A 17,693-nucleotide genomic window follows, 5' to 3' on the forward strand; every position below is an offset into this window, starting at 1 on the left:
GGCTTCCTCCAGATTCGCAGTCACCCGCGACACCCTTGCCTCTGGCTAACACTTCCCCTTGCCGGGCGTGTAGAGGACTTTCACCTCCAAGTGAGTGCGCCCTGCCGGGCGCACCATAAAAAAACCCTGCCGGGGCAGGGTTTTCAATGAGTGGTTATTCACCTTTGAAACGATGAAGAATATGCTTTCTCCAATTGCTGTATTAAGTCGTGCATCCGACTATTTATTTCATACAACGCAGGGTCGTCACATGAAAGCACGCGCCTGGGCGTAGCTCTATAGGCATTATGAGCAGTGATTGACTGCCGAACACTTTGAGCATTTACCACCTGCCCATTGTCATCTTTCAGACACAAATGCTGGAGGTTCCTTTCCAGCCTCATCAAGGATGGATCAATGACGGAAGCAATCCGCGCAGCATCATCATCATCCTCACAAGTAAAGTAGGCAACCGCTTGTTCGCAAAGCGCTTCGACTTGGCTTATTGTTCTATCAAGAAATCCTCTGATTTCCTTTCTGGTCTCGCGAGCGTTATTGTCGGCCGAAACAACCTTCCAGCCAATGGCAATAAACAGCGCAGGTACAGCGACACGCAGAAGCTCCCAGGTTGTCTGAGCCCCATCCATAGATTAAACGCTCCTTGCTTCCTTCATGAATTTCCATGCTTCGTCTATGTAACTCTTTACTGAAAACCTAATCTCTAAGCGATTTTTCAACTGCATGTATGTGAAGCCGTGATAACGAATTAAGCCTGCAAACGCCTCGTCCAGGAAAGATGAACCTAGCGCAAGACAGCCTTCCAAATCGACAACTACTCGTTCACTTTCCGCAAAAGCCGGAAGCAAGCGATCAACCCGGAACTCCTCACCTGAGTATGGGCCATCCTTCTTTCTTCTGACGCATGGAAGCTTTGAAAAACTAGTAGCAACTTTGATCATGGTCTCACTCATCTTCATGCCTATGAATTCGATTGAATTCCTCTACGGGAATACTCCACTGAACAATGGTCCCGCCTATGCTTTTTTTGTGGCTTTTGGCAAATCGCTTGCCAAGCTCACCATCAAAACCAAAAATACCGTTGTTACTGTGAATTTCCATCACACCAACCTTGGAGTTTTTAACAACCTTCAAAATATCTTTCAGGCCTTTACCGCGAGAGCCCTCTTCTGTCCTTGTACGACCAAGCTTCAAAGCCAACTCAATCAGCGAGTGATCTTTCGATTTTTTACCCGCTAACCTCATCAAAAACTGCTCAGCCTCTTCGGGCCAAGTGCGCCTCAAAGTCCGAGGGATCCCTGCGCCAAGGTCGCAAATAACAACCCAGAAAATGCCGTCTTTTTCGCGAGCAAATGCCCACCATTTCATATTGACTGGAGAGGGGTTCCCATCGTTCCGTGGAAGTACGTAAGCGTGCTCAGATGAGTTGGCAATCGCCTCAGCCATGCCTGTGGTGACAGCAAGTCGCAGTTCAGTATTCGCCCCCTCAATCAGAACAGAAGGAAGCAATTCAGCTACGGCATCGAAGTCACCCTCAGTACCAGAAGCGTACATCCAGTTCACCACGCTTTCGTGATCAACCTTCTCTATTCTATTCTCGAGACCAAAGCGCTCTAAAAGCCCCACGTGCTGAAAAAGCTGCTCTACTACCTCATCTTCAGGGTAGTTAGGAATGAGCTTCCTCCTGCTCATATCGCACTCCATCAAGCGCTCAAGTTCTGCCAAAAGGAGAATCGTGCCACTTGGATGAAGCATCTTGATTTTGGAGAAGTCAATATAGACGCTGCTTATCCGTCCATCCAGAGCAGCCGACCGAATTTTGTGCAATAGGTCTAATAGGCTGCGCCTATGCGCTTTCGTCGTGATACATACAGTCTCAGGAAGTACAAATTTTCGGCTAGCAAAAAACCGACTGTCCTTTTTTTGCTTCTCTAGAAGGCGCTTCCCGCGCCGCCTAGCCTTGGTTTCACGAAGCAGAGCGCGCTTGATAGCACGCTGCACGCGGCGAACGGCGCGCTTTTGCTTGGCTTTTTCTTCCTTAGAAAGCCTTTTCATGACATTTCATCGCCAAAACTAGGGGGGGGGGCGAGATTATATGAGTTCCAAACTCAACCTACTACCCCATATCAAGATACTGTCAGCAACCGAAGATCCACCAAGTAGGAGCTATCAGCGTTTGAATAGGTCTCTCGCTCCAAAGGCTCTGCTTTCAACGGCGCCCCGCTGCGATCCCAGATAACCATATACTCACGCCCATCAGCCAGCAACAACTCCATTGGCACGCTGGGTTGATCGCGCAGTGCTTCCAGTTGCCGCACTACTGACAGCGGCGTCCACACCCCTCCGTTGCTGCGCAGGTCAATGCTGCGTCCCTGCAGCTTTGTCCCTTCCTGCACCAGCAGCGCCCCAGTCAGCGAGTACTCAATGGTTTGCTCGATGGGGTTGTGATCAAACTCGTTGACCCACTGGAAGTCATCATCCAGTTCTATGCCTGCTAGCCGCATTACATGCTCCTCAATCCAGCTTGCTCAAGAATCCCCAAAAGCGCCTCTTCTTGCCCTTCGCCTACGGTCAGATCCACGGAACTGCCGCGCGCGGTCTCTAGCCGAATAACCTTGCTTGGCTGAGTAGACTGCTGCACTGCGGGGGCTTCACTACCAGGCGCACTGGCTTGCGCTGGATGTTCCCGCTTGCTGCGGCGGGTCTCGTTGTTGATTGATTGCAGCACGCTCATGGCTTCACCCAAGTTGCGCAAAGCCTCACCATTGCCCGCCGCGCGGGCCTCGGCCATTTGCGCCTGCAGATCACGTTGGCGACTTTCCAGCCTGCGCTTCTCAATGGCCTCGGTGTTGCCCTGCAGGCGGTCCAGTTCGTCCCGCAGGCCATCCAGCGTGCTGCGGCTGCTATTGCCTAGTTCCTGCATGCGCTGGCTAGCACTAGCAATGGCCGCATCCAGCTGCTGCAGATCGCTATCTTCCAGCAGATCCAGCTGATTACGGGCGCGTGAGGCTTCGCGAATAAAGTCACCCAGCCCCACCGCGCCTGAGTCGTAGCCCTCCATCAGCGTCTGCAGTGATGCGGTTTGCTCCAGAAACTGCTTCTGCAGCTGCCGACTGGCGAACAGGGTTTCATCTGCCCAGCGCGCAAACGGTCCCCGAAACTGATCAGCCAGCCCCGCCTGCAGGTCGCCTAGCTTCTCATTCACAATGCTCAGCGATGCGGCCGTGCCTTCCAGGCTGCTGGTGTCCAGATCAATATCGACACTGCTGATGCCTTTCAGCGAATCGAACGCCTCCAGCGCCTTGCTACTCAGCTCGGCCAGAGGCGACCGGGCGGCGGTCATCACGTCATCAAAGAAGGTACTAAAGGCATCACGAAAGACGGCCTGCTGCTCAGCACGCGCTGATGCCGCCGCCGCTTCTGCATCAGCCTGCGCTGCCAGTGCTTCGCTGACCGACTGCAGCTGCTTCTCCAGATTGCTCTGAGCGTCCGCCTGGTCGCCGGTGGATTTAGTCAGCTTCTCTTGCTGTTTCTCCAGCGCGGCGACCGCCTTTTTGTACTCGTCAACACTGAGCTTTCCATCCTCATACAGCTTGCTGATGGCTGACCGCAGCTTGCTGATATCAACATCAGTCTGTGCGCTGCCGATAGCTCTCTGCACATCGGCGAAGTCTTCCAGCTCGGCGATTACATCCGAGAGTGACGCAGCCGTTTTCGCAGCTTCGCCGCCGATAGCATCCAGCTTGTCTGCAACAATGCCCAAGCCTGCGGCGTATTCCTGCTGCGTGATAGCGCCCTCTTGATAAGCTCGCAACATCGCAGCCCGCAACCCTTCCAGCTGGGCCACGGTGCTCGCGGTGTCGATCAGCTTTTGGGCTTGAGCAAAATCAGCGATAGCCTCTGTGCCGCTAACCGCCGCGTCAATGGCTGCGTCTTTTATCTGCTCCTGGTTATTGATCAGCTCGTCAGCCAGCGCCTGATTCAGCATGCGCTGTTGTTCTGTTGCACTCGCTACGGCGCCAACAACCTCTCGCTGAGTATCTGCAACGGCATCAGCACCCGATGACCATGCATTGCGGATATCGGCCATATCCTGCTTAAACTGATCTGCTGCGCCATCGGTCAAACCATCAAGCACCTTGCGGGCCTTGGCTACGCCGGCCTGCAGCTTCTCGCCACCCAGCATGTCAGGTATCGCGTCCGCGAACTCACCAATTACTCCCAACGACTTTGAAAGCGTGTACGTCAGAACCGTGACAAACCCCGACAAAAAAGCGGTCACCAGGTTAGCGCCGGTTCGCAAAGGCCGTGTGAACAGCTCTACTTTGCCCGTCAGGTCGTCGATGCGCTGGCCAAAGGTGTTAAACCACTCTGTGCTGTCATCAACCAACTGGTTAAAATCAACAGCGCCCAGCTCGCGCGCGAACGCCTTTACCCGCTCAGTACCTTGAATGAACGCATTGCTCAGTGATTTTGCTAGCGCATCCAACCGTCCATCGCGGTCCATGCCCGCAATAGCATTGCCAACATCCAACAGCTGCCGCTTGACGTAATCCAGCGCCCCGCTTTTTGCGATTCGATCAAGAAAGTCGCCAGCAACATCGCGCAGGTTACTAACGATGCCGGTAAGGCGCGTCATGTTGGCAGCAGCAGAGCCCTCTGCTGCCGCGCCAATCTCTTTGATCAAGTCACTGATTACATCGCGGCCCAGCTTGCCCGCGCTGCTCAGCTTTTGCAGTTGCTCGGTGTTCTTGCCGGTGACCTTCTCTAGCAGATCCCACACCGGCACACCGCGCTCAACCAACTGCAGAATCTCTTCACCCTGCAGCTTTTGCTTAGCCCAGGCCTGGCCGAGCGCCGATGAGATGCCTGTCAGCTTCTCCATCCCGCCGCCCAGCTTCTCAGACTGGTCGGTGATGGCCTGCAGCGTGCCGTCCATAGGATCAAGGCCAAACGCCTTGAGCAACGTGAACGCTTCAGTTACGTCTTGCAGCTGCAGCGGCGTATCACGGGTGAATTTCTTGATCCACTCGGTCGCCTGCTCGCCGCCCTCAATGGAGCCCATCAGCGCCGTTAGCTGGGTCTGCATGCCCTCGAACTCGTCGCCCGTGGACAGCATCGAGATAATGCCATCACGCAAGTACCCAACACCTGCTCCCAATCCCTGCAGGGCTTTGTCTACCAGGTAGATACTGACTAACCACTTGCCAAACCGGATCGTTGCATCAGATACGCCCGTGCGCACGCCCTGCACTGTGCGCTGATACTCATCTGCTGAACGGGTGGCGCTGCGCTGCTGCCGCTCAAGATCCCGCAACTCTGTGGTGTTGTCTTTAAGCGCCCGCTTGGCCTCGTCAACATCAGCAGCCAGGCGCCGCTCTTCGTCTGCAAGTTTGCTGGTATCCACACCAGCATCTTTTGCAGCTTTCTCAATCGCTTGAGTTTCAGCCGTGAGCTTATCCAGCTGCCGGGCAGCACGTGATGCTTCTTTCTCGGTTTCGCGCAGTGATATCTGTAGTCCTTTACTACCGGCGTTTCTCTCCAGTTCATCGCGCAGCTCTGTAGCACGCTTTTCGGTGCGCTCCAGCGTGCTGCGCACTCGGTCAGCAGCATCACTAGTGGTACGAAAAGCCGTTGCCAGGCCTTGGGCCGACTTGGCTTTATCAAACTCGTCACGCAGGCCCCTGCTTTTACTTTGCACATCTTCAAGCGCCTTTGAGACCTTGCGCGCCTCGGGCGACATCTCGTCTTTGCCACGTAGGATGAACTGAATCAGGCGGTCTTTGATGCTCATGGGCTGGATTCCGGGCAATAAAAAACCCCGCACCGGCGGGGTTTTATTTAACTTAATTTGTTATTTCTTAGCAGGTAAGGTCATATCAGATAGGAGCCAGTCGGCAATTCCATGACGATGAAATATAAACCTAACCTCCTCACCACTTTCATCTGTGAAAGTTACAACAAAACGACTCAAGGACTCGTAGCCCATAGACGCGTCTTCAAAAGGTTTCTGAGCAGGCTGCTCATGCTCAGCGGGTAATACAGGTTCTTGCGAGTCTCCAGTGTCAGGCATTTCACCTCCCGCACCACCGGCTTTAACAGCTGCCATTGCAGGCTTTTCTCCCTGCATCATTCTCGCAATACCTGCAGGCGTAATCATCGAATCTACAACAGAGTCAACCACCTTAGATGCTAGAGCAATTCCCATTGCAGCAAACGGATTACCTTCTAGTTCAACAGTTACCTCCTCCATTATCCGCGCATTAACTTGGTCCTTCATATTCTGACGAAAGACAGGGTAATCCACATGACTTGAGAGGGCTTCAGCATCCCGCTGTTCAACTGCTGACTGAATACTGTGAACCACTAGAAAGGGGGAAGCGACTACATAAAGAAGCCCAGCAACCAGCAACGCCCCCACTAAGTAAAAAAGCTTGCTGCCTCCTTTTCTGTCGGACACTTGCCGCAGGTTACTGGCTTCATTAGCGTTTGCAGCTTGGCTTTGACGTGCAAGGTACTTTGCGAAGTAAATATCACACTTCGGACACTTCCCCTCATCCTTCGCCTGCTCAGCCATGGTTAGTTCGTAATTACATGCAGGGCATTGCTTCATTCAGGTATCCCTTCCTTTTTATGAAAGGGAAACCTTAGCACGAGAAAGTTGAGAGCAAATAGCCTTAGCCCGCGAGTTCCATCTGGCAGAACTTGCTGATATCACTTGCCACGACAGTGTCATCGGCCAGCAGCTCACCCGGTGCTTCCAGCTTCAGGTATTCCTGACCCAGCACCTGCAGCTGGCTTACCACGCCCAGTTTCACGCGACGCGGGCGAAGGCTGAAAGGTTCGCCGCTCTGTGCATCATTGAGACCAGCGATGTAGATTTCCAGCTCTACCGCAGGGGCAGTCATCATTTGCAGCACGCTGGAGCCGCGTGGCGTGTAGCTGGCCTTAATACCCGCACTGGTGATGTTGGTGGTAGACATCACAATGATGCCGTGTGGGTTCAGCAGGTAGTCGGTACCCGCTACCAACGGATCATCACCGGCTGTTTTCAATACCGGTGCCGGCGTCATGTTAGGCAAGTACTTGAACGGGATCAGTTCACCCACTATGCCTTCACACGCTAAAGGCTCGTCGACAATCGCGGTGGTAGGTACTTCCGTTACCAGCGAGCGTGTTACCCGTGCAACGTTCTCCGGGGTCAGGTCGTACATGCCAATGCTGGCGGTCACGTCTGTGATGCGCTCACGCACGTTGCGGTTACCACCACCGCCACGGAAGTTTGGCAGCGTGGTGCGGTTGGTCTGGTAAGACAGGTTAAAGGCGTCACAGTTGCCGATATCCAGCAGTGCGGCCTGGCTCTGATAGGCGCGGGCATAGATGATGCCCTCACCCACAAACGAGCGGTCTACTTGTGCCATGGTTGGTCCCTCTGGTTATTGCTTGGCGGCGGGCTCTGCCTTTGCAGGCGCAGCCGTTTGCTTGTCGGTTAGCGATTTGGGTGCTGATACAAACCCGTGTTTGATGGCGTGCTCTGCTACAGCGGGCGGCAGATCCTGCTCGCCCTTTTTGAACAGCAGCACTGCACCGCCCGTGGCGTAATGAAACGCCTGGGTGACATTGTGTTTAGGCATGATGCCTCCGGTTATTTCAGGGGTTGGACGTACGTGATTTGCAGCGGTAGAACGTGAGCAGCCCACACGCGGCCGGGGCCGGGCGGCAATGGCGATTCAGACTGGAACGCAGCCTTTTGCACGCCAATGGTCAATACCCCGGCTTTGTTGCCAGCCAGCGCAACCTTGATGCCCAGCCGCGCAGCCCGGAGCACAGGCGCGAAGCCTCGCACTTTGGTAACCGCGGTGATGTTGATGGTCGTCTGTTCGCGCACGCTGCCGTGCCCAACGCGCTCCAGCTCTTGCGTGTCGCCGGGCTGCAGCACGATGAACTGATCGGGCAGCTCCGGATCGGCAGCATCAAGCACGCGCAGCACGCTGTCTTCAAACACCAGCGCGCCAAACTCTGGCACCGCCGCCAGCCGCTGCTCCAGCTCGGCCAGCAGCAGGCTCTGAACGTCATCAGGCATATCAGGGCCTCACGTAGAAGGTGATCAGGGAACCATCGTCAGACTCGATGCCATCCAGGTGCATAGCCTTGTCGGCAAGTAGCTCGACCGGCTCGCCTGAATTGCTGCGGAACGCTCCTTTACGGTCATAGCCACCCAAAGCGTTTTTCAGCACGCAGATGGTGACTACCCGCTGGACCGCGCCAGACAGCTCATCGATGCGCTCCACGTCTTGCTCGACAATGGCATCAAGCCCCTCGACCGCTACCGAACCGGAAGCGGTGAGGAAATCGACGCGGCCATCCTTGAGCGACGCCAGCAAGGTTGCATCCATCTCGCTGGTCAGATCGGCGAAGCTGGCCATGGTTAGATGGTCAGCTCACGCACCGCCAGTGGCTTGGTGCAAAGGTGTAGCGGGTTTGACTGCGCCTCACCGGCGATACCTTTATCAAAAGGCAGCCGCTCCAGCTTGGCGTAATACGGGAGGCCCTCGGTGTTGACGACTTCCATGTAGTCCGCCGGGGCAAACGCGGAAATAAACAGACCGGGCACGCCATCCGGCACCAGTTTGGCGCGGTCACTAGCAACAAAGGGCTGGCCGTTAACCTTGCCGCGATAGCGTTCCCAAAGGATGCCACCAAACACGAACGCCTGCCGGCGATCGCCGCGCAACGTGCTAGCCCCTTCACTCGCTATATACGTTTCACGCACATTTTTATGGCTGATCAGCTTGTTCCAAAACGCCTGACCACACCAGGCATGCGCACCTAGTCCACTCAAGTTGCCGAGAGCATCTTCCTGCACGTCCAGCACCTCGACACACTTCACGCTTACGTCCGTCTCTGGGTTGTTCAACTCAAAAGAAAAGGCCTTTGGACGGGTCAGACCAAAGCGGTGGTAAATGTCCAACAGCACGTTCTTACCGTTCGCATCCAGCACTTGGCCATTAATGGCCCCTACTCGCTGGTATTCGTGCGTGGCGTCCAGCTGCTTCTGGCACTTTTGCAAGCGGCGCTCAACTACGCGCTGCGCTTGTTGGAGCTCAGTAGTGCTGCCAACCATGCGAATGTTCTGGATCTCATCCGCAAGAATCTGGAAGGTTTGGGGCAGATGCACGGTGTTGAAAGGAATCAAGCTGCGCTTATCACCCGTTACAGCCATACCTACGCCGCCTCGTGCAGCCGCTGGTACTAGCGCCAGGGTGGTACCGTCCTTTTCGATCTGCACGGTGGTGCTGTTAACGCCTTCTTCTTCAAACAGACCGGACGCACCGATCTGACCAGGCACTTGTGGCTCTTCATTGATCACGGCGAGCAACGCCGGAACGCTAAAGGCCTCATCTTCAAAAATGGAAATCTCAGCCATGGTGGGCTCCTTGCAATAAAAAACCCCGCCGCAGCGAGGTTTTGAGGGGTTGGTGTTTCAGGTCAGGTTAGGGGCGAATAACGATGCCCTGTGCCAGCAGATCAACAGCGCCGTTTGCGTCGATGCCAGTGAGCAGGCGTTCCACCACCTCGGCATCCCGCGTTATAGCAACCGCCAAAGCGTCCGTTTCAGTCGCGTCGACCGAGGCATAAAGGATGCCGGAGGCGGCGCGTCGGCCATCGTCCGTGCCGTCATCGTCATAAGGCACGTATTCACCCAGGTTTGCGGTCACGGCCAAAGTGAAGCTGTGCCTTCGGCAAAGTCTGTGCTACCAGCAGCTAGGGTGAAACCCAGTCCCGCCATCTCAAACGCTTCGCCAACCTCCCCGCTGCCAATCACCGCACCGCCAGGCCCGGTAACATCAAAGGTGCCACCTGCTGCTGCAGCTTCTGTAATGGTCAGCAGATAGTTGCCAGACACCGCATCACTGGTTATGGCAATGCTGCCGATAGTGCCATTGCCAGTGTTGCCGCCATCAGCCGTCGGCACCATTGCATTGGCAGCTGTAATAGCAGCCAGTAAGGTGCCAGCCAACACAATACCTGCGCCAGCGGCGACCACGATGTTGGCACGGCTGCGCGAACCGTTAGCCTCCGAAAGGAGGAATTCACCGGCGTGTACGCCTTCAGTTTTGATACTCATGCTTGCGCTCCTTTCGAGGCGTTTTTGTTACGTCGAGCAGCGTAAACAGCGCTCGGGTTAACAGCCTTAACGCTTGGCGCCGGCTGGTCATCCACCGCAGGGTGGTTGCTAATTTCAACTTGGCCGCTACTGGCAACCAACTTGTCGAACAACTTGCCGCGCGCCACGTCAGGCGTCAGGCCATCCTTGATGAAACCGGGCGCCAGATCGGGTTGCTTAGCCATGATGCAAAGCGCCCGCACGTCCTTGGCTTGCTTCACCGCTGCCCGCACGCTGGCTTCATCCTTAAGGCCGCTTGCTTGGATAATCACTTGTGCCTGGTCGGCAATACCGGCTTTGGCACACTCCGCCGTGGCCAGCGCTGCAAGCGCGACCATATCTGGCGGGTCGGCCTCCGGTTCAGGTTCTGGCTCTGGTTCGGGCGGATCAGCGGGTGGATTAGCCATTTGGGCCTTAACCGCTGCCGGCATGTTGTTGTAACGATTGAGGATGCGCAGGCTCGATGCGTTGCTCACACTGCCGGCCCCGGTAAGCACCTCATCAACAAAGCCCTGGTCCTTGGCCTCTTGTGCCGTGAGCCAGGTTTCCGCGTTGATCATGCGGCGCAGCTCTGCATCGTCCACATTCAGCGTGCGGTGCTTAAAGCTGGCCACGATGCCTTCAACCATCTGATCCATGATGTCCGCGATCTTGCGAAACTCTTCGCTGTCGCCAGCGGCAAAGGTCCAGGGGTTGTGCATCATCAGCATGGCGTTGTCGTGCATTTGCACGCGATGTGCGCCCATTGCCACCACACCAGCGGAGCTGAGCGCAAAGCCGTCAATGCGCGCAGTCACTCGCTCTCCGAGGCGCAGCAACGCGTTATGGATGGCAAAGCCGTCACCCATCTCGCCGCCGATGCTGTTGATGGCGATGACGATGTTTCGCTGCCCGTCATCCGCCGCTTTCAGCTCATCTACAAACTGTTTAGAGGTAACACCCCAGGTGCCGATCTCGTCGTATATCTCCACCTCAAGCGGTTTGCTGGGGTCTTCAGACACATTGTTGATGCGATACCAGCCGCCGTCCTTGCTGGAATCGCCAGTGCCTTTGTTCATGATCCGCCAGGGCGAAGAGGCAGCCGCAGCCATCGCCAGGGCAATCATGTATTGCCGGTGTTTCTTCATGGTTAGGTTTCCTCTTCGTTGGTGTTCTTGCCGCTAGCTTCCGTGCTGGCTGAGGTGTCGACCTTGTAGGCAAGGCCAAGCCGTCTTGCTCGCTCATTGTCTTGAGCGTTCTCGTTGTCGATCACCTCAGCGTCATAGCCTGTGCGCAGTGCATGCTCGCTTCGGCTCAACAGGCCGCCGCCGATTTCCAGCAGCTTGCCCTGCACATCCTGTACGGGGTGGTGATAGGCCCAGCCGTGCGGAATCCAGCGCGTGCGCAAATACCCGCGGCGCTTGGCCGGTTCGGCGTAACCCGGAAGTTCGATCGCGCCTGAGAGCACGGCAGCGTCCAACCAGGCAGCACGTACCGGCCTGCAGAGCTGGTGCACATACACAGAGAACTGAAGCTGCTCGATGCGGCGCCTGAAATCGTTAAGCAGAATCCGCAATACGCGATCGCTTATATCCTTCATGTCACCGGTCAACAGTTCATAAGGCAACTCAACACCGGCAGCGGCCGCCTGCAGTTGCTGCCGCATGAAGTCGACATAGGTATTGCCTGCATCTGGCGGGTCTGAGAACTCGACGGTCTCCCCTTCCAGTAGCTCCTGCATGGAGCCGGGCTCTAGCGCGACCATCGGCGTGCCGTCGGCATCTGTCGTTAATGGCTCCCCGGTTACGGTGTCCAAGCCTCGCGGGCCTTCCGACGCAGGTTTCTTGATGAACCCGGCAAACAGGTTGCTCACCTCCTGGCGAAACAGAACCGCATCGTCGTAATTATCCAGAGACCGCAGCCGCAAGAGCACCGGAGCCAAGCGGGGTATGCCGCGTAGCTGGCCTGCCTCAAGCACTTCGTAGATGTGCAACACCTGGTCAGCCGGTATCCGGTGCAAGGCGTTAAAGCCAGCTAGGTGGGCATTCGCATCACCCGGGTTCTGCTGGTACATCCAGTAAGCAGCGCGCCGGCCAACTGCATCAAACTCAATACCGGCCCGCACGATGTTGCCCCGCCGGGTTTTGAAATTGCGATCAATGGGCACGAACTCTGCCGGTAGAATCTGCAACTGAAACGGCACCACCAGCCCGTCTGTATCTCGACGGTAGCGGTACCGCACAAAACATTCGCCGGACTCTTCAACCATCCGGCTGATTAGGGCCTGCTGGCCGTAAAAATCCGTTCGGCCATCTGCGTCGGCTTCGTCCGCCCAGTCCTCCCACAGCTCCTGCAGGATGGTGCGGATCGCCTCATCTTTGATCTGTGGCCTTGGCGTAATGCCAGTGCCAATAATGTTGGTCACCCGCTTGTTTATGGCGCTGAGCGCGTAGGGGTCGTTGCGGACCGCTGCACGGCTTCGGCGACGCAGCAGCGGCAACGCCGGTAGCGAAACGCTGTTCATCGCCACATCAGGTGCGTCCCAGCCCTTTGCGCGCCGACCGGTACCGGCTCCCTCGTAGCTATTGCGGATACGTTTGGCGACTACTCGTTGGCGGCTCATCGGATACCTTTGCCCCCATGGTAAAGCCGCGTGACCCGAGAACGGCCCGAGCTGGCAGCGGACTCTCGTGCGGACTGTTTTATATACTCAGACTCCAGCATCCGTAGGCTGGCCAACTCTGCGCGCTGCAGTTCGCGGTCGCCTTTGCGCATCCGCTGGCCTTTCTGCAAGACCTCATCAATCTGCGCCCGAACACTGTCCAGGCGCTGCTGTGCAGTGCTCATCGTGTGCCTCATCAACTATCGGCGGTTGAGATAACCGCTGCGGGAGGTGCGCCGTCTTGTCGGCTTTGCCGAGGTGACGGGCGTTTGTGGTTGCGGCTCTGAAACCTGCTCTGGAGCTGCCTGCTGCGTATCAGTGCTTATGCTCTGATTAGCCGGTTCAGCAAACAGACTGCGCTGAGTGAACGCTGCTCGCAGGCCTTCCCAATCCACCACGGTGTAACGGGGAATGCCCAGGTAGTGAGCCATGGCCAGGTTGTAAACCAGCAGATCCAGCGCTTCGTTTCGTTCTGCCTTGGCCTTTGTCCATTCCTGACGCTTGAAGCCTTTCACGTAGCGCGTGATTTTGCGTTCGGCTACACACTGGTCATAAAAGTCGTCAGGCAGATCCTTGGAAAAGTGCAACGCACCAGGACCTTCACCCAGCGCGTAACGGTTATAGATCCAGTCTTTGGCCGTATCGGTACCAATCAGCCACAGCTCAGCGCCCTGCTTCTCTACAGTGCCTTTCCAGGTCACATCAACTTTGGACGGCCGCTGTGCAATGACCGGGCGCCCTGACTTACTCGCCCCCTTAACGGCAAACACATTGCGCCAGCGCCGCAAGCGGCAGAACTGATACACCTCATCGGTGTGGTGGCCACCGGAGTCCACTGCCGTGGCGCGGATGGCGAGCTCTATGCCCGACGCATGCAAGTAGCGCCGTTTAAGCTCCACATCCAGCGCGGCCCAGGTGCGCTCGTCTGATGGGTTGCCCTGGATCACCTTGTGGTCAACCACCCAGCGCTCCATACCCTCGCCCCAGCCGATCACCATCAGCTCCAGGCGGTCGCCTTGCGTATCCACCGCCGCCGTTAGCAACAACGCCTCCGCCGGTACTGTGCCGAGGCGGTAATCTTCTGCACGCGCTTTCAGCTCACTGGCCTTGGTCATCTCCTGCGCGGAGTCCCAAACCTCGGCCAAACGAGTGTTGTAAAACACCTGCATCGGCTCAAGGTCGCCCTTATCAGAGGCGATTGATGCCTTGTCGTATTGCTTTGCCAGGTCAGTCCAGGAGAGCCAGCCGGGCGGCATATAAAGCGCAGAGAGCGTGAAGCTGACCGTTTCGCCGTCACCGTCCGCGTGCCCGCGCCACTCGCCTGCAGCCAACATCTGGCCCTTGTGATGCTCTTCGATGAACGCACCAGCACCGCTACAATCAGGGTTGCTGCACAGGTAACCAGCCCAGCTGTAATCTTTGGCCCATTTCAGGTTCTGCCAAAGCAACACCTGGTGCTCGCCACAATAAGGGCAAGGCACGTAAAAGTGCCGCTGATCGCCCTGCATGAACAGGTCATCAATCCGCGATACACCCTTGATTGTGGGTGAGCTGGAAAAGTAGAACTTGGCGTTGCGGCCAAAGGTGGTACCGCGTGTTTCGGCCAGCTCAATCGGGTCGCCTTCGTTATCAACATCAACGTCCCAACGGTCGACCTCATCGCCATAAACAAAGCGGGCTGACACCTCGGCCAGGTTGGCTGCTGAGCCTGCTGTGGTCGCGTAAAGCGTGCCGCCCTCAAACTCCTTGGTGTCCAGCGTGTTGCGTGAATCCCGCGAGCGGGACTGAGCTACACGGTCCCGCAGCACTGGCGTGACCTTGATGGTTTTATCTATCCGGCCACTAACGCGCTTGGCCAGCCCAAGACTAGGCAACAGCGTCAGGATGTTGGCCGGTGCCTGGTGGATGATGCTACCGATCCAGTTCAAGGCGATCTGCGTTTTCATCATCTGCGAGGCGACCTTGGTCACAACCCGCTTTGCCGGATGAGATGGCGACAAGCAGCGCATGGGCTCACGCGCATAGGGTGTGCGATCCGTGCGGTAGGGGCCGGGTTCAGCAGCGCCGGTATCACGCGGAATCCGCATGTATTTGTCAGCCCACTCGTCGGTCCACATCTCCGGATCAGGCAGCAAGCCTCGCACATACGCCGAGCGGTACTGCTCGGCACCGTCCGCGTATTCAATCGTCATGGCATCAGTTCGGTGGGTGCAGCACCTGTTCCAGATCCGCCGCACTCATGCGGCTAGCATCCTCCAGCACGCGCCGCAGGTGGGTGGTAAGCATCCGTTCGAGTTCCCAAGAATCAGTAATCGCGGCCAGGTCAGGCGCAATTTGCTTTGGCAGACCCAGCAGTAAGTCACGCATAGCGCGGCCAGCGATAAAGGCGGCTTGCTCTACAGCAGCGCGATCAACTAGCTCACCTGCCGCCTTGAGGGCTTCGCTTTGCGCGAGCTGCGCAAGGAAGTGTTCGCGCTGCGCACGGGATGACTGGTAATCAAATTTGTCAGCGGGCTTTCCGTCGGGCGGCGCTGTATCTGCCGGCGCGTCAGGTGCAACGTGAACACTAACGCCCTTCTCAACTCGGTCTCGCTGGTGGCGGTCAGCAACACCCGCTTTGCTTGGATCTGCGCTGTTTTCTAGCAGAGCCTTTGTCTCAGCGACCAGCACACGGCCTTTGTCATCGAGTACCAGCCGCCCCTGACTGTTCAGCTTTGATACGTAAGACTTGGAGCAGCCCATCAAAGCCGCAAACTCAGACTTGCTTGCTGTCTCCATTACGCCACCTGTTAACCGTTAACCATGCCCGGTTAACCAGTTCACCGAGTTCACTAAGTCTCACAGCCTCCCGCTAACGAGAAAACGCGAGCCGAATTACCCTTGACCGTTCAGACCTCCAGGGGCCCCCCGCGCACTGGCGCGGCACACTACCAACCAAGCCCCCACCATCACCGCCGGACCTTGGCAATGGCCCGGTCTATCGCCCCTTCAACCAGCGCATCGTTCTCAGCCACCTGCCGAACCACTCGGAAGAAGTCGAAGCGGGCGGCATAGTTGGGTTGTCGCACAAACAACAACACCAGGGCCATGGTCTTGCCCCGTCGCTCTGCGATACCAATGGGGCGCTTACCCCGCTTGAGCACGAAGAACGCCTTAGCGTGGCCTTTCTTCAGGGAGCGTCGGCTCTGGCTGGCCGCAAGGGTTGAGCCTGATGGGTTATCAGCGCCCAGCCCAGAGAGGATCTGTTGCATCTGGCCACGAGACAGGTTGCCGTAAGCATCCATGCGAGCGCCCGGCCCCGGAGCCAGAAACATCCCAGAGGGCAAGATGCCTTTCTCTCGCAGGCGCTTCTCCGACTGTTTCACTCGGCGGTCACCGCCATACACCTGCGGACTAAACCAGGCCTCGGGCGCTTGCCCACCACCAGCACCACTCTTCTCGTCTTTGATCCAAACCGCCGCTTCAGGCCGTGATGCCTTCGCATACAAAACACGGAACGCGTTGATCGTGAAAGGCGTAGGCCGGTCGAACACTGTGCGCGCCTCGCCCTGCAGTTGCTTCACTGCCTCGGTACCCACCTCGTTTAGCGCCAAGGCCAAAGCTGCGTTGCTCTGCGGGCCTAGCCGCTTCAGCTCGGCCAGCGCATCGTCCAGGTCTGTGACGCTGATACTGCCGTCCATCATTCTCTTGGGTCGGGCGGGCGCTGGCTTGGCAAATCACACACCCCTGCCCGCTTGGCAGCCCAACGCTCAAACAAACTACTGGCCACGTCACCGCCCAGCATTGCCGAGAAGATACACAGCGCCGCGCTAAGGTACGGATGCACTGCCAAGGCAAACGCCGCCATGAACACCGCAATGCCCACCAGGCCAGCCGCACCAAAGCGCATGCCGATGCGCGCCGCCAACTGCTTCCAAGTGAGGTTGATCAGCGTAGACGCTCGCAGCATCTCCCCGCTCAACCCAGACGCCAGTGCCAGCAGTATCGCCATCCACAATGGGATCTCGGCAATCGCCTTGCCGATAGGAGCAGGATTGCTTGGGTCAGACATGCGGCCTCCGGCGCAGTGGGCAACCCCTGCACGCGCAGAGGCCAGAAATAGAAAAGCCCCACAACATTCTCATGTGTGGGGCTTTGGGTTGCTGGCAGCCAATCCAGCAGGGGAACAGCCTAGGTGGTCTCGCCTGACGCACCTATACAACGTTAGCCGCTATTAACGCGCAAACCCCCAATGGCGTAAAGGGCTGATTAACGCCATTCCCGGCGCATTGTGTCGGGCGTGTGTGCAAGGTTTGTTGAACGTGGTTTCACACCAAAACGCGCCCGACGAACGGTATTAACTATTTTCATGCCGACCGCTTCAACCATGGCAACTCAGCCAGCAGCAGCGGCTCCAGCAGTACATGCAGCTGATGCAGCTTGCTGCGGTAGGTCTCAGACGATCGCCACTCCATGCGGCGCATCTGGTGCTCTACCAATGGCATCGGGTCTGGCAGGTAGCGCACACGGGCCAACTTCGACAGCTCAATACCCACCTTGCCCTTTCCGCCCACCATCTCAGGTTGGCGCAGCTGCACCAGGGCAGCCTCAACCGCAGCGCCCACCGCACCCAACTCACCAGAAGCGAGGCCCACAGCCCCGCCACCAGCGCCGTTACCCGTACTGCGGATCATCACACCCTGGTTATCAATCGCAGCGCCCAGCGTGCACGGCAGCGCCGCCACAGTGCCGCGCGTCCTGTACTCATGGCCCCACGCAATCAGCGCTCGCTCTACTACTTCAATCATCGCATTCCCCTTAAATTCAGACCCCGGACAGATATAGGCCAACCCCGGACAGCACCCTAGACACTTAAATTCTTTATAAAACATCTACTTGGAATTAACT

At 57.0% G+C, this 17,693-nt stretch carries 21 protein-coding genes; all 21 read right to left on the reverse strand.

The annotated features are described in order from the left end of the window. Positions 1–158: 158 nt before the first annotated feature. The gene (locus EF096_RS15560; RefSeq protein ID WP_123890721.1) at positions 159–626 is read right to left on the reverse strand and encodes a hypothetical protein; all 468 of its coding nucleotides are present in this window, start codon (positions 624–626) and stop codon (positions 159–161) included. A 3-nt stretch (positions 627–629) separates the two neighbouring features. Continuing rightward, complete coding sequence (locus tag EF096_RS15565) at positions 630–938, reverse strand: STAS-like domain-containing protein (protein WP_158611301.1); 309 nt, start codon at positions 936–938, stop codon at positions 630–632. Positions 939–942: 4 nt separating this feature from the next. Next, complete coding sequence (locus EF096_RS15570; protein WP_123890723.1) at positions 943–2,052, reverse strand: hypothetical protein; 1,110 nt, start codon at positions 2,050–2,052, stop codon at positions 943–945. A gap of 71 nt (positions 2,053–2,123) precedes the next feature. Next, positions 2,124–2,501 (reverse strand): hypothetical protein, encoded by a 378-nt coding sequence (locus EF096_RS15575; RefSeq protein ID WP_123890724.1) that lies wholly within the window; start codon positions 2,499–2,501, stop codon positions 2,124–2,126. Then, a complete protein-coding gene (locus tag EF096_RS15580; RefSeq protein ID WP_123890725.1) occupies positions 2,501–5,791 on the reverse strand; it encodes a tape measure protein in 3,291 nt (1,096 codons plus the stop codon). The genes EF096_RS15575 and EF096_RS15580 overlap by 1 nt, the downstream gene beginning before the upstream one ends. A gap of 60 nt (positions 5,792–5,851) precedes the next feature. After that, on the reverse strand, positions 5,852–6,610 hold the full coding sequence (locus EF096_RS15585) for a DUF2939 domain-containing protein (RefSeq protein WP_123890726.1): 759 nt from the start codon (positions 6,608–6,610) through the stop codon (positions 5,852–5,854). Between the two features lie 64 nt (positions 6,611–6,674). Continuing rightward, positions 6,675–7,418 carry a phage tail tube protein gene (locus EF096_RS15590; protein ID WP_123890727.1) on the reverse strand — a complete coding sequence of 248 codons (744 nt, stop codon included), beginning with the start codon at positions 7,416–7,418 and terminating at the stop codon, positions 6,675–6,677. Positions 7,419–7,433: 15 nt separating this feature from the next. Then, complete coding sequence (locus EF096_RS15595) at positions 7,434–7,631, reverse strand: hypothetical protein (RefSeq protein WP_123890728.1); 198 nt, start codon at positions 7,629–7,631, stop codon at positions 7,434–7,436. Between the two features lie 11 nt (positions 7,632–7,642). Continuing rightward, positions 7,643–8,080 (reverse strand): hypothetical protein, encoded by a 438-nt coding sequence (locus EF096_RS15600; RefSeq protein WP_123890729.1) that lies wholly within the window; start codon positions 8,078–8,080, stop codon positions 7,643–7,645. A 1-nt stretch (position 8,081) separates the two neighbouring features. After that, positions 8,082–8,423 (reverse strand): hypothetical protein, encoded by a 342-nt coding sequence (locus EF096_RS15605; protein ID WP_235869766.1) that lies wholly within the window; start codon positions 8,421–8,423, stop codon positions 8,082–8,084. A gap of 2 nt (positions 8,424–8,425) precedes the next feature. Further along, positions 8,426–9,424 (reverse strand): major capsid protein, encoded by a 999-nt coding sequence (locus EF096_RS15610; RefSeq protein ID WP_123890730.1) that lies wholly within the window; start codon positions 9,422–9,424, stop codon positions 8,426–8,428. A 67-nt stretch (positions 9,425–9,491) separates the two neighbouring features. Continuing rightward, a complete protein-coding gene (locus tag EF096_RS20470; RefSeq protein ID WP_235869771.1) occupies positions 9,492–9,716 on the reverse strand; it encodes a head decoration protein in 225 nt (74 codons plus the stop codon). Beyond that, positions 9,713–10,126, reverse strand: coding sequence for a head decoration protein (locus EF096_RS15620; RefSeq protein WP_123890732.1), 414 nt, complete (start codon positions 10,124–10,126; stop codon positions 9,713–9,715). The genes EF096_RS20470 and EF096_RS15620 overlap by 4 nt, the downstream gene beginning before the upstream one ends. Further along, positions 10,123–11,292, reverse strand: a complete 1,170-nt coding sequence (locus tag EF096_RS15625) for a head maturation protease, ClpP-related (RefSeq protein ID WP_123890733.1) — start codon at positions 11,290–11,292, stop codon at positions 10,123–10,125. The genes EF096_RS15620 and EF096_RS15625 overlap by 4 nt, the downstream gene beginning before the upstream one ends. A 2-nt stretch (positions 11,293–11,294) precedes the next feature. Continuing rightward, positions 11,295–12,767 (reverse strand): phage portal protein, encoded by a 1,473-nt coding sequence (locus EF096_RS15630; protein ID WP_123890734.1) that lies wholly within the window; start codon positions 12,765–12,767, stop codon positions 11,295–11,297. Further along, the gene (locus tag EF096_RS15635; RefSeq protein WP_123890735.1) at positions 12,764–12,991 is read right to left on the reverse strand and encodes a hypothetical protein; all 228 of its coding nucleotides are present in this window, start codon (positions 12,989–12,991) and stop codon (positions 12,764–12,766) included. Before EF096_RS15635 ends, EF096_RS15630 begins: the two co-directional genes overlap by 4 nt. A 15-nt stretch (positions 12,992–13,006) precedes the next feature. Beyond that, positions 13,007–14,998 (reverse strand): phage terminase large subunit family protein, encoded by a 1,992-nt coding sequence (locus tag EF096_RS15640; RefSeq protein WP_123890736.1) that lies wholly within the window; start codon positions 14,996–14,998, stop codon positions 13,007–13,009. Positions 14,999–15,002: 4 nt separating this feature from the next. Further along, a complete protein-coding gene (locus EF096_RS15645; RefSeq protein WP_123890737.1) occupies positions 15,003–15,584 on the reverse strand; it encodes a terminase small subunit in 582 nt (193 codons plus the stop codon). Between the two features lie 170 nt (positions 15,585–15,754). Then, a complete protein-coding gene (locus tag EF096_RS15650) occupies positions 15,755–16,486 on the reverse strand; it encodes a hypothetical protein (RefSeq protein ID WP_123890738.1) in 732 nt (243 codons plus the stop codon). Continuing rightward, complete coding sequence (locus tag EF096_RS15655; RefSeq protein ID WP_123890739.1) at positions 16,486–16,857, reverse strand: phage holin family protein; 372 nt, start codon at positions 16,855–16,857, stop codon at positions 16,486–16,488. The genes EF096_RS15650 and EF096_RS15655 overlap by 1 nt, the downstream gene beginning before the upstream one ends. A gap of 295 nt (positions 16,858–17,152) precedes the next feature. Further along, positions 17,153–17,593: a hypothetical protein gene (locus EF096_RS15660; RefSeq protein WP_123890740.1), complete on the reverse strand. Its 441-nt coding sequence runs from the start codon at positions 17,591–17,593 to the stop codon at positions 17,153–17,155. Positions 17,594–17,693 lie beyond the last annotated feature (100 nt).

Source organism: Pseudomonas neustonica (assembly GCF_003797945.1).
GTDB lineage: Bacteria > Pseudomonadota > Gammaproteobacteria > Pseudomonadales > Pseudomonadaceae > Halopseudomonas > Halopseudomonas neustonica.

Coding starts and splice junctions, on each gene's coding strand:
- EF096_RS15560 (WP_123890721.1), bottom strand. CDS start 626: ATGGATGGGGCTCAGACAACCTGGGAGCTTCTGCGTGTCGCTGTACCT.
- EF096_RS15565 (WP_158611301.1), bottom strand. CDS start 938: ATGATCAAAGTTGCTACTAGTTTTTCAAAGCTTCCATGCGTCAGAAGA.
- EF096_RS15570 (WP_123890723.1), bottom strand. CDS start 2,052: ATGAAAAGGCTTTCTAAGGAAGAAAAAGCCAAGCAAAAGCGCGCCGTT.
- EF096_RS15575 (WP_123890724.1), bottom strand. CDS start 2,501: ATGCGGCTAGCAGGCATAGAACTGGATGATGACTTCCAGTGGGTCAAC.
- EF096_RS15580 (WP_123890725.1), bottom strand. CDS start 5,791: ATGAGCATCAAAGACCGCCTGATTCAGTTCATCCTACGTGGCAAAGAC.
- EF096_RS15585 (WP_123890726.1), bottom strand. CDS start 6,610: ATGAAGCAATGCCCTGCATGTAATTACGAACTAACCATGGCTGAGCAG.
- EF096_RS15590 (WP_123890727.1), bottom strand. CDS start 7,418: ATGGCACAAGTAGACCGCTCGTTTGTGGGTGAGGGCATCATCTATGCC.
- EF096_RS15595 (WP_123890728.1), bottom strand. CDS start 7,631: ATGCCTAAACACAATGTCACCCAGGCGTTTCATTACGCCACGGGCGGT.
- EF096_RS15600 (WP_123890729.1), bottom strand. CDS start 8,080: ATGCCTGATGACGTTCAGAGCCTGCTGCTGGCCGAGCTGGAGCAGCGG.
- EF096_RS15605 (WP_235869766.1), bottom strand. CDS start 8,423: ATGGCCAGCTTCGCCGATCTGACCAGCGAGATGGATGCAACCTTGCTG.
- EF096_RS15610 (WP_123890730.1), bottom strand. CDS start 9,424: ATGGCTGAGATTTCCATTTTTGAAGATGAGGCCTTTAGCGTTCCGGCG.
- EF096_RS15620 (WP_123890732.1), bottom strand. CDS start 10,126: ATGAGTATCAAAACTGAAGGCGTACACGCCGGTGAATTCCTCCTTTCG.
- EF096_RS15625 (WP_123890733.1), bottom strand. CDS start 11,292: ATGAAGAAACACCGGCAATACATGATTGCCCTGGCGATGGCTGCGGCT.
- EF096_RS15630 (WP_123890734.1), bottom strand. CDS start 12,767: ATGAGCCGCCAACGAGTAGTCGCCAAACGTATCCGCAATAGCTACGAG.
- EF096_RS15635 (WP_123890735.1), bottom strand. CDS start 12,991: ATGAGCACTGCACAGCAGCGCCTGGACAGTGTTCGGGCGCAGATTGAT.
- EF096_RS15640 (WP_123890736.1), bottom strand. CDS start 14,998: ATGACGATTGAATACGCGGACGGTGCCGAGCAGTACCGCTCGGCGTAT.
- EF096_RS15645 (WP_123890737.1), bottom strand. CDS start 15,584: ATGGAGACAGCAAGCAAGTCTGAGTTTGCGGCTTTGATGGGCTGCTCC.
- EF096_RS15650 (WP_123890738.1), bottom strand. CDS start 16,486: ATGGACGGCAGTATCAGCGTCACAGACCTGGACGATGCGCTGGCCGAG.
- EF096_RS15655 (WP_123890739.1), bottom strand. CDS start 16,857: ATGTCTGACCCAAGCAATCCTGCTCCTATCGGCAAGGCGATTGCCGAG.
- EF096_RS15660 (WP_123890740.1), bottom strand. CDS start 17,593: ATGATTGAAGTAGTAGAGCGAGCGCTGATTGCGTGGGGCCATGAGTAC.